Origin of the sequence: Nocardia jejuensis NBRC 103114 (genome assembly GCF_001613145.1) — a bacterium.
Taxonomy (GTDB): domain Bacteria; phylum Actinomycetota; class Actinomycetes; order Mycobacteriales; family Mycobacteriaceae; genus Nocardia; species Nocardia jejuensis.
This window is the reverse complement of sequence record NZ_BDBU01000048.1, coordinates 114,672-122,088: the sequence shown is the minus strand read 5'-3', so window position 1 is coordinate 122,088 and position 7,417 is coordinate 114,672. Positions and strand designations below refer to the sequence as shown.

The window sequence follows — 7,417 nt, the reverse complement described above, 5'->3', positions numbered from 1 at the left end:
GGACCATGCGGTTCGAGGCATCTGCCCGTTTCGGGTTGAATACACTGTTGCGCTCACAGGGAACTCGCAGCCGAGTGCCGGACAATCGACGGGGTGAGCCGCGATCATTGACGGCAGAACTGGGTATGTCATGGTGGAGCGCAGCTGAAGGAGATTTCATGGTCGAGCCCACGTCGGTCGCGCCGGTTCCGGTCGTCCCACCGCCGGCCTCGACTGTTCGTGCTCGTCTCATGGCCGTCGTTCGCACACGTCGAACGGCCCGTTTCCATCTCGGCGCCCTGTGGTTCCCGGTCACCTACACCTATCTGACGCTGCTGGTGGCGGTCGCGACCACCCTCACCCTGGTGAGCGCACCGCTCGAGACGCGAATCGTGCTGCACGCCAGCACCAATCTGAACAATCTGGTGAACGGCCGCATCAGCACCTTCGTCTCCAGCGCCCTGGTGGTCGGCAGCGACCTCGTCACCCTGTCGATAGTCCCGCTGCTGGGTTGCCTGCTGGCCCTGGCTGAACGCCGCTTCGGTGCGTGGAAGCTGGTGCGCACCTTCCTGTTCGGCCATATCGGCGCGACGGTACTGGTGGCGGTGGGCCTGTGGATCGCGGTGGAGTCGCACTGGCTGCCCAACAGCATCACGCACGTCGAGGACGTCGGCGTCAGCTACGGCGCGATGGCCGTGGTCGGTGCGCTGGTCGTCGTCCTGCCGCGACAGTGGCGCAAGGTCTGGGTGCTGGGCTGGCTCGCCGTCGCGCTGGGCGGGGTGTTCCTGTGGCAGACCTTCACGAATGTCGGTCATCTCGTGGCGCTGTGCCTGGGCCTGGTGCTCGGCTACTTCATGCTGCACCGGCGCGCGGTCCCGCTGCATCCGCTGAACCGGCCCGAATGGGCGCTGCTGCTGGGCGGGTCCGCGCTCGCCTGCGTCATGCTGCTGGGCTGAGCGCGACGGGCTGCTGCGAGCTTCCGGCAGTCGGACTGCTCGCTCGACCAACGGCCGGCAGCGCTGCTCGCGAGGACCGGCGCTCCCACCCCCGACGACACGGCGCTGCCAACCCGACGACACAGTGGTGCCGCCGAAACCCTTGTGGCGCCGGATCACTACACTCGACCGGTGCGCCTTGTGATTGCTCGTTGCCAGGTCGACTATGTCGGTCGTCTGACCGCCCACCTCCCGATGGCCCGTCGCCTCCTGCTGATGAAGGCGGACGGCTCGGTGCTGGTGCATTCGGACGGTGGCTCCTACAAGCCGCTGAACTGGATGAGCCCGCCGTGCTGGCTGGACGAGCGTGAATCGGAGTCCGAGACGCAGCAACTCTGGGTCGTCACCAACAAGGCCGGCGAGGAACTGCGGATCACCGTCGAGGACATCGAGCTGGACTCCAAGCACGAGTTGGGCGTGGACCCGGGTCTGGTGAAGGACGGCGTCGAGGCGCATCTGCAGGAGTTGCTGGCCGAGCACATCCACACCCTCGGTGAGGGATACACGCTCATCCGCCGCGAGTACATGACGGCGATCGGCCCGGTCGACATCCTGTGCCGTGACGCGGACGGGGCGACGGTGGCCGTGGAGATCAAACGCCGCGGTGAGATCGACGGCGTGGAGCAGCTGACCCGGTACCTGGAACTGCTCAATCGCGATCCGCTGCTGGCCCCGGTGACCGGCGTCTTCGCCGCGCAGCAGATCAAGCCGCAGGCGAAGACGCTGGCGAACGATCGCGGAATCCGCTGTCTCACACTGGACTACAACGTCCTGCGCGGTACCGACAGCTCCGAGTTCCGCCTGTTCTGAGCTACCGCCCCGCACGCGTTTAAGCTCGTTGTATGCCACGCCGCAAGCCCCGTCCCGCCAATGCGTCGGCGCGGTTCCACGAGGAGCCGCGTCCGCTGGGTGATGTGTTCGGCCGGACCGAGCAGGGTCCGGACGGCGACGAGTACGTGGTGCGCAGCATTCCCGGCTCCCGCGCGCTCAAGACCTACCGCTGCCCGGGCTGCGATCACGAGATCATGCCGCACGTCGCGCACATCGTGGCGTGGTCGACCTCGGGTGGCGAGGAGGACCGCAGGCACTGGCACACCGGGTGCTGGAAGGGCCGTCACACCCGCGGCATCACACGGCGCTGGTCCTGAGGGTTTTCGCACGCCAGCGAACCTTCAGCTCCACGGGAGGAGACGTCGCGGGCGGTGCTCGATGATCATGAACAGGCCGACTCGGCGATCACTCCGAAGAATGGCGGCCCGGGTTTCCGTTCGGCAGCGGTGATTTGTTCAACCTTCCGGTGAACGCCGAGTAAAGCGCAATGGCGGGTATGCGATCGCGGTCCATTTGCCGATGAATCCGGAATCGATCGGAGTCGTGAATGTCTTCGATTCCGCTGTCTTTTCCCGGCTCCGAAAAGTCCGGTATTCGAGGCATTGATTCCCCGTGAGCGGGTGCACCCGAACATCGATCCGGATTCGCGACGTGGGCCATTCGAGCTCGCCTGGAGCCCGGCTGAGCACGTGCGATCTCCTCCGCCGGATCGGTGGGCACAGGCGCGGTCGCGAACGTGCGATGACGTCGTGATCGCACCGAGATTGGACGTGGGCGTTCGGTTCCGGTCGACTCGCCCCGACCGAGTCCCTGTCCGGGATTGTCGCGGCCGATTCTGTTGTCGCCCATCGCACCTGCCGCGTGCATAAGGAAGGCCGCTCCCTGTGAGGAAGCGGCCTTCGAATGGATAGCGGGTGTCGCCCAGCCGGGGTTGTCAGCTCGTGATGTCGGCGGTCAGCCCGAGATGTCGGCGTTCTCGCGCTCTTCGTCGACGGCGTCGTCTTCGCGGGAATCCGAGATGGCCTTGCGGCCGCCCTTGCTGGACAGCGAACGCTGGTCGGGGGAGCCGTCGAGCAGCTCGCTCTCGCGGTTGACCGCGGCGAGCATCGCCGGCACCGAGTCGAGCTGGCCACGGATTCCGAGCAGCTGGGCCAGGACGCGGCCGCGCAGCACGCGCATCTCCTCGGCCAGTTCCTTGGCGTGCGCGATCTTGCGATCGGCGGTGTTGGTCGCCGAGGTGATGAGACGGTTGGCCTCTTCGGTGGCGTCCTTGATGCGCTGGGCGGCCTCGGCGCGGCTGGTGGCCTCGAGCTCCTCCATCGCGCGGGTCAGCTTGGTACGACGCTCGGCCATGGTGACCTCGAAGTCCTGCTGCGTGGCCTTGCGCTTGGCCTCGGACTCCTTGGTGAGGCGGTCGGCCTCGGCATTGGCGGCTTCGACGATCTTGGCGGACTCGCCGCGCGCGTTCGAGAGGGTCTGCTCGAACTCGATCTCGAGCGCCTCGCGCTTTTCCTTGGTCTCGGACAGGAGCGATTCGTACTTCCCACGCATCTCGGTGGCCTGCTGCTCGGCGATCGAGATCATCTCGGCGGCCTCGGCCTGGGCCTGCGCGCGGACCTCGGAAGCCTCGTCGGAGGCCAGGCGCAGCATGCGCGAGATGCGGTCCGACATGCCTTCCGCGGTGGTCGGCGGCACCGAAAGCCGGTCGACCTCCTTGCGGAGCTCGTCGATCTCGTCGCGGGCGTCCTCCAACTGGGCCGCCAGGTTGCGGGCCTGGGCTGCGGCGGCATCGCGATCGGTCGCGGTGACCCTTAGCTCGGCATCGAAACGGTCGAAGTAGTTACGCACCTCGTCACGGTCATAGCCCTTCCGCACAACGGTAAAGGGCAGTGCAACGAAGCGATTACGATCGGGCTCAGTGGACGACATGCCCCACAAACTACAGCCTGCCGACCACTGATGGTGACCCGACCGCGAATGTTGTTACAGCCTCTTTAGGGTGCTGAACGACGGTACTAGTGAGTAGTTTTCGCGGCTGGTTCGACGAGTTCGACCAGCACACCGCCAGCATCCTTGGGATGGATGAAATTGATGCGGGAACCAGCGGTTCCGGGGCGGGGAGCGTCGTACAGCAAACGCAAGCCCCGTTCACGCAAGTGCGTGGCGACAGCCTCGACATCGGTGACGCGGTAGGCAAGCTGTTGCAGGCCAGGCCCGTTTCGGTCGATGAACTTCGCGATCGTCGACTCATCGTTGATCGGAGCCAGCAACTGCAGGGCGACAGCACCTTCCGGTGTGCCGACCACGGACAGCATGGCCTCGTGCACGCCCTGGGCCTCGTTGACCTCGCGATGCGTCTCCACCATCCCGAGATTGTCCCGGTACCAGGCGACGGCCGTATCGAGATCCGGAACGGCGATGCCGACGTGATCGACGGCCAGGATGTATTCGGTCGGGATGAATGCGGTGTTCTCGGTGTTGCTCACGCTTCGACGGTAGCGCGCCCCTCGGAAGGAAGGCGGGGCACGGCACGTTACCTTTGAGTACGGCTCCGATGGTTGGCGGAGCGGTCCCAAACGACGTAAGCGAGGCTCATCGTGACCACCACCTCCGTCATCGTCTCCGGTGCGCGCACCCCGGTGGGGCGACTGCTCGGTTCGCTGAAGGGTTTCAGCGGCTCCGACCTCGGTGGCATCGCCATCAAGGCGGCCCTCGAGAAGGGCGGCGTACAGCCGGAGCAGGTCGATTACGTGATCATGGGCCAGGTGCTCGCCGCGGGCGCGGGCCAGATCCCGGCCCGGCAGGCCGCCGTCGCCGCCGGCATTCCGATGGACGTCCCGGCGCTCACCATCAACAAGGTGTGCCTGTCCGGAATCAACGCGATCGCCATGGCGGATCAGCTGATTCGGGCCGGCGAGTACGACGTCGTGGTGGCCGGTGGCCAGGAATCCATGACCAACGCGCCGCATCTGCTGGAGAAGAGCCGCGAGGGCTTCAAGTACGGCGATGTGAACCTGCGCGACAGCATGGCCTACGACGGCCTGCACGACATCTTCACCGATCAGGCCATGGGCCTGCTGACCGAGCAGAAGAACGACACCGAGCCGGTCAGTCGCGAGGAGCAGGACGCCTTCGCCGCCGCCTCGCACCAGAAGGCCGCCGCGGCCTGGAAGAACGGCCTCTTCGAGGACGAGGTGACCCCGGTCGCCATCCCGCAGCGCAAGGGTGACCCGGTGCTGTTCGCCGAGGACGAGGGCATTCGCGCCGACACCACCGCCGAATCGCTGTCCAAGCTGCGCCCGGCCTTCCGCAAGGACGGCACCATCACCGCCGGGTCCGCCTCGCAGATCTCCGACGGCGCGGCCGCGGTCGTGGTGATGAGCAAGGCCAAGGCCGAGGAACTCGGCCTGAGCTGGATCGCCGAGATCGGCGCGGCCGGCGTGGTCGCGGGCCCGGATTCCACCCTGCAGGATCAGCCCGCCAACGCCATCGCGAAGGCCTGTGCGCGCGAAGGGATCTCGCCCGCCGATCTGGATCTGGTCGAGATCAACGAGGCGTTCGCGGCGGTCGGTATCGCCTCCACCCGCAAGCTCGGCATCGACCCGGCGAAGGTCAATGTCAACGGCGGCGCCATCTCCATCGGCCACCCGCTCGGCATGTCCGGCGCCCGCATCCTGCTGCACCTCGCGCTCGAGCTGAAGCGTCGCGGCGGCGGTGTCGGCGCGGCCGCGCTCTGCGGTGGCGGTGGCCAGGGCGACGCCCTGATCATCCGGGTGGCGTAAGTCGCATCTGCTATGACTACAGGCCCCCGGCTCGTCGAGCCGGGGGCCTTGTCCTGCGTGCCGTGCTCACGGGTGTGACCACCTCCACTACGTGGCGTCGTAGTCCCTCGGGCACAATGGTGGCCATGGGTGATTTCTTCGACCTCAGCACGGTCGCGAAGCGGGTTCGGTTCTTCGGAATTCTGGAGGCCCCGTCCTGGGCGCTGCTGCTGATCGGTTCCTTGCTCAAGCGCGCCGACACCTTCGGCATCGCGGACGGGCCGATCACGTGGCCCGTGATGGTCTTCGGCATGCTGCACGGCGTCATCTTCGTCGGATACGCGATCAGCTGCCTGCTGGCCTCGCGTGAGCTGGAATGGCCCGCCAAGACCATCGTGCTGGCCCTGGTCTCGACCGTGATCCCGTTCGCCTCGGTCTTCTTCGAGCGCTGGGCCGAGCGCACCGGTCAGCTCGGTGAACTGAGCCAAGCCGCGACACCCGCCGCCGTCGCTTCGTGACAGACTGGAACTCGTGACTCGACCCGCACGACGCCCCTCTGCCGCCGCTGCCGCCGCAATGTCCGGCGCAGTGGATCTGTCCGCCCTCAAGCAGCCTCCCGTCGCGGCCAACGTGCCCGACGAATTCGCTGTCACGGAAGCCGATTTCGAGACCAAGGTGCTGCGCCGTTCCGCGCAGCTGCCGGTCGTGGTGGTCCTCTACTCCCAGCGCAGCCCCGGCAGCGTCGAGCTGGTGAAGCTGCTCGAGCGCCTGGTCGTGAGCGCGGGCGGTGAATGGGACCTCGCGGTCATCGAAGCCGAGGCCAATATGCGCATCGCGCAGGCGTTCGGCGTGCAGGGCATTCCCACCGTGATCGCGGTGGCGGGTGGTCAGCCGCTCGCCGACTTCACCGGTAATCAGCCCGAGGAGCAGGTCACCCAGTGGCTGGGTGCCGTGGTGGACGCCGTGCGCGGCAAGCTGCCGGGCGCGAGCGGTGACGAGGGCCAGGACGCCGAGCCCGAGGCGCCGGAGGATCCGCGCTTCGTGGCGGCCGAAGATGCCTTGGAGCGTGGCGACTTCGCGACCGCGGAGGCGGCGTACAAGGCGATCCTGAACGCCGAGCCCACCAATGTCGAAGCCAAGGCGGCGCTGCGGCAGGTGCAGTTCATCGCCCGGGTGCAGGAACTGGACCCGGCGGTGCAGGCCACGGCCGACGCCGATCCCGCGAACCTGGACGCCGTCCTGGGCGCCGCGGACATCGAGATGTTCAACCAGCAGCCCGATGCCGCGTTCGATCGCCTGATCGCCGCGGTCAAGCGCACCGCCGGTGATGATCGCACCCGGGTGCGCACGCATCTGCTGGAGCTTTTCGAGCTGTTCGATCCGGCCGAGCCGATCGTGGTGGCCGCGCGCCGCAAGCTGGCCGCCGCCCTGTACTGATCGGCGGGGCGGCATCGCCCGCCGCCGCAACGCACGCGCCCCCCTCCGGAATCCGGAAGGGGGCGCGCGTGTTTCGCTGCACCCGGGGCGATGCGGTGGTCGCTGTGCGGCATCCGGCGGGCGGTCGGGCCCGCCGGCGCGCTTCGCCCTCGGGAGCGTCTTTCGTTACTTCGCCGGGGTGCCGGTGCTGCCGCTGGTGAGGGTCTTCACCAGGTTGGTGAGCACGTCCGAGGAGCCGGTGCCGGCCGGGTTGGGCTCACCCGGGGCGACGACGGGCTGCACGGACACAGCGTTGTCGGCGGCGGCCAGGCCGGCGCCGGCGCCCATGATGCCGGCCGCGGCGGCGGCGACGATTGCGAAAGTGCCGAACTTCTTCATAGAGATCTATTCCTATCGTGGAGAGCTTCGGGTGCG

The 7,417-nt window shown here is 67.4% G+C and carries 9 protein-coding genes; 6 read left to right on the top strand and 3 right to left on the bottom strand.

Annotation, left to right across the window (positions count from 1 at the left end):
• Window positions 1–158: 158 nt before the first annotated feature.
• The 3 genes from NJ1_RS31855 (at window position 159) to NJ1_RS31845 (ending at window position 2,122) form a co-directional block, all read left to right on the top strand.
• Entirely contained in the window at window positions 159–935 is a 777-nt protein-coding gene (locus NJ1_RS31855) for a rhomboid-like protein (protein WP_157574400.1), read from the top strand.
• Window positions 936–1,106: 171 nt separating this feature from the next.
• A complete protein-coding gene (gene nucS, locus NJ1_RS31850; protein ID WP_067701925.1) occupies window positions 1,107–1,784 on the top strand; it encodes an endonuclease NucS in 678 nt (225 codons plus the stop codon).
• 32 nt (window positions 1,785–1,816) lie between these two features.
• Window positions 1,817–2,122, top strand: a complete 306-nt coding sequence (locus tag NJ1_RS31845; protein ID WP_067701872.1) for an Rv1322 family protein — start codon at window positions 1,817–1,819, stop codon at window positions 2,120–2,122.
• Window positions 2,123–2,759: 637 nt separating this feature from the next.
• Here the strand turns inward: NJ1_RS31845 and NJ1_RS31835 are convergent.
• Entirely contained in the window at window positions 2,760–3,734 is a 975-nt protein-coding gene (locus NJ1_RS31835; protein ID WP_067701867.1) for a coiled-coil domain-containing protein, read from the bottom strand.
• 86 nt (window positions 3,735–3,820) lie between these two features.
• On the bottom strand, window positions 3,821–4,291 hold the full coding sequence (gene mce, locus NJ1_RS31830) for a methylmalonyl-CoA epimerase (RefSeq protein ID WP_245717673.1): 471 nt from the start codon (window positions 4,289–4,291) through the stop codon (window positions 3,821–3,823).
• A gap of 111 nt (window positions 4,292–4,402) precedes the next feature.
• Between mce and NJ1_RS31825 the strand changes: the two genes are divergently transcribed.
• The 3 genes from NJ1_RS31825 (at window position 4,403) to NJ1_RS31815 (ending at window position 7,003) form a co-directional block, all read left to right on the top strand.
• Window positions 4,403–5,587, top strand: coding sequence for an acetyl-CoA C-acetyltransferase (locus tag NJ1_RS31825; RefSeq protein ID WP_067701864.1), 1,185 nt, complete (start codon window positions 4,403–4,405; stop codon window positions 5,585–5,587).
• Between the two features lie 125 nt (window positions 5,588–5,712).
• Window positions 5,713–6,084 (top strand): DUF3817 domain-containing protein, encoded by a 372-nt coding sequence (locus NJ1_RS31820; RefSeq protein WP_084479074.1) that lies wholly within the window; start codon window positions 5,713–5,715, stop codon window positions 6,082–6,084.
• A 58-nt stretch (window positions 6,085–6,142) separates the two neighbouring features.
• Window positions 6,143–7,003: a tetratricopeptide repeat protein gene (locus NJ1_RS31815; protein ID WP_067701858.1), complete on the top strand. Its 861-nt coding sequence runs from the start codon at window positions 6,143–6,145 to the stop codon at window positions 7,001–7,003.
• Between the two features lie 165 nt (window positions 7,004–7,168).
• Here NJ1_RS31815 and NJ1_RS40075 read toward each other — a convergent pair whose 3' ends face one another.
• Window positions 7,169–7,381, bottom strand: a complete 213-nt coding sequence (locus NJ1_RS40075) for a hypothetical protein (protein ID WP_067701854.1) — start codon at window positions 7,379–7,381, stop codon at window positions 7,169–7,171.
• Window positions 7,382–7,417 lie beyond the last annotated feature (36 nt).

Coding starts and splice junctions, on each gene's coding strand:
- NJ1_RS31855 (WP_157574400.1), top strand. CDS start 159: ATGGTCGAGCCCACGTCGGTCGCGCCGGTTCCGGTCGTCCCACCGCCG.
- NJ1_RS31845 (WP_067701872.1), top strand. CDS start 1,817: ATGCCACGCCGCAAGCCCCGTCCCGCCAATGCGTCGGCGCGGTTCCAC.
- NJ1_RS31835 (WP_067701867.1), bottom strand. CDS start 3,734: ATGTCGTCCACTGAGCCCGATCGTAATCGCTTCGTTGCACTGCCCTTT.
- NJ1_RS31820 (WP_084479074.1), top strand. CDS start 5,713: ATGGGTGATTTCTTCGACCTCAGCACGGTCGCGAAGCGGGTTCGGTTC.
- NJ1_RS31815 (WP_067701858.1), top strand. CDS start 6,143: ATGTCCGGCGCAGTGGATCTGTCCGCCCTCAAGCAGCCTCCCGTCGCG.
- NJ1_RS40075 (WP_067701854.1), bottom strand. CDS start 7,381: ATGAAGAAGTTCGGCACTTTCGCAATCGTCGCCGCCGCCGCGGCCGGC.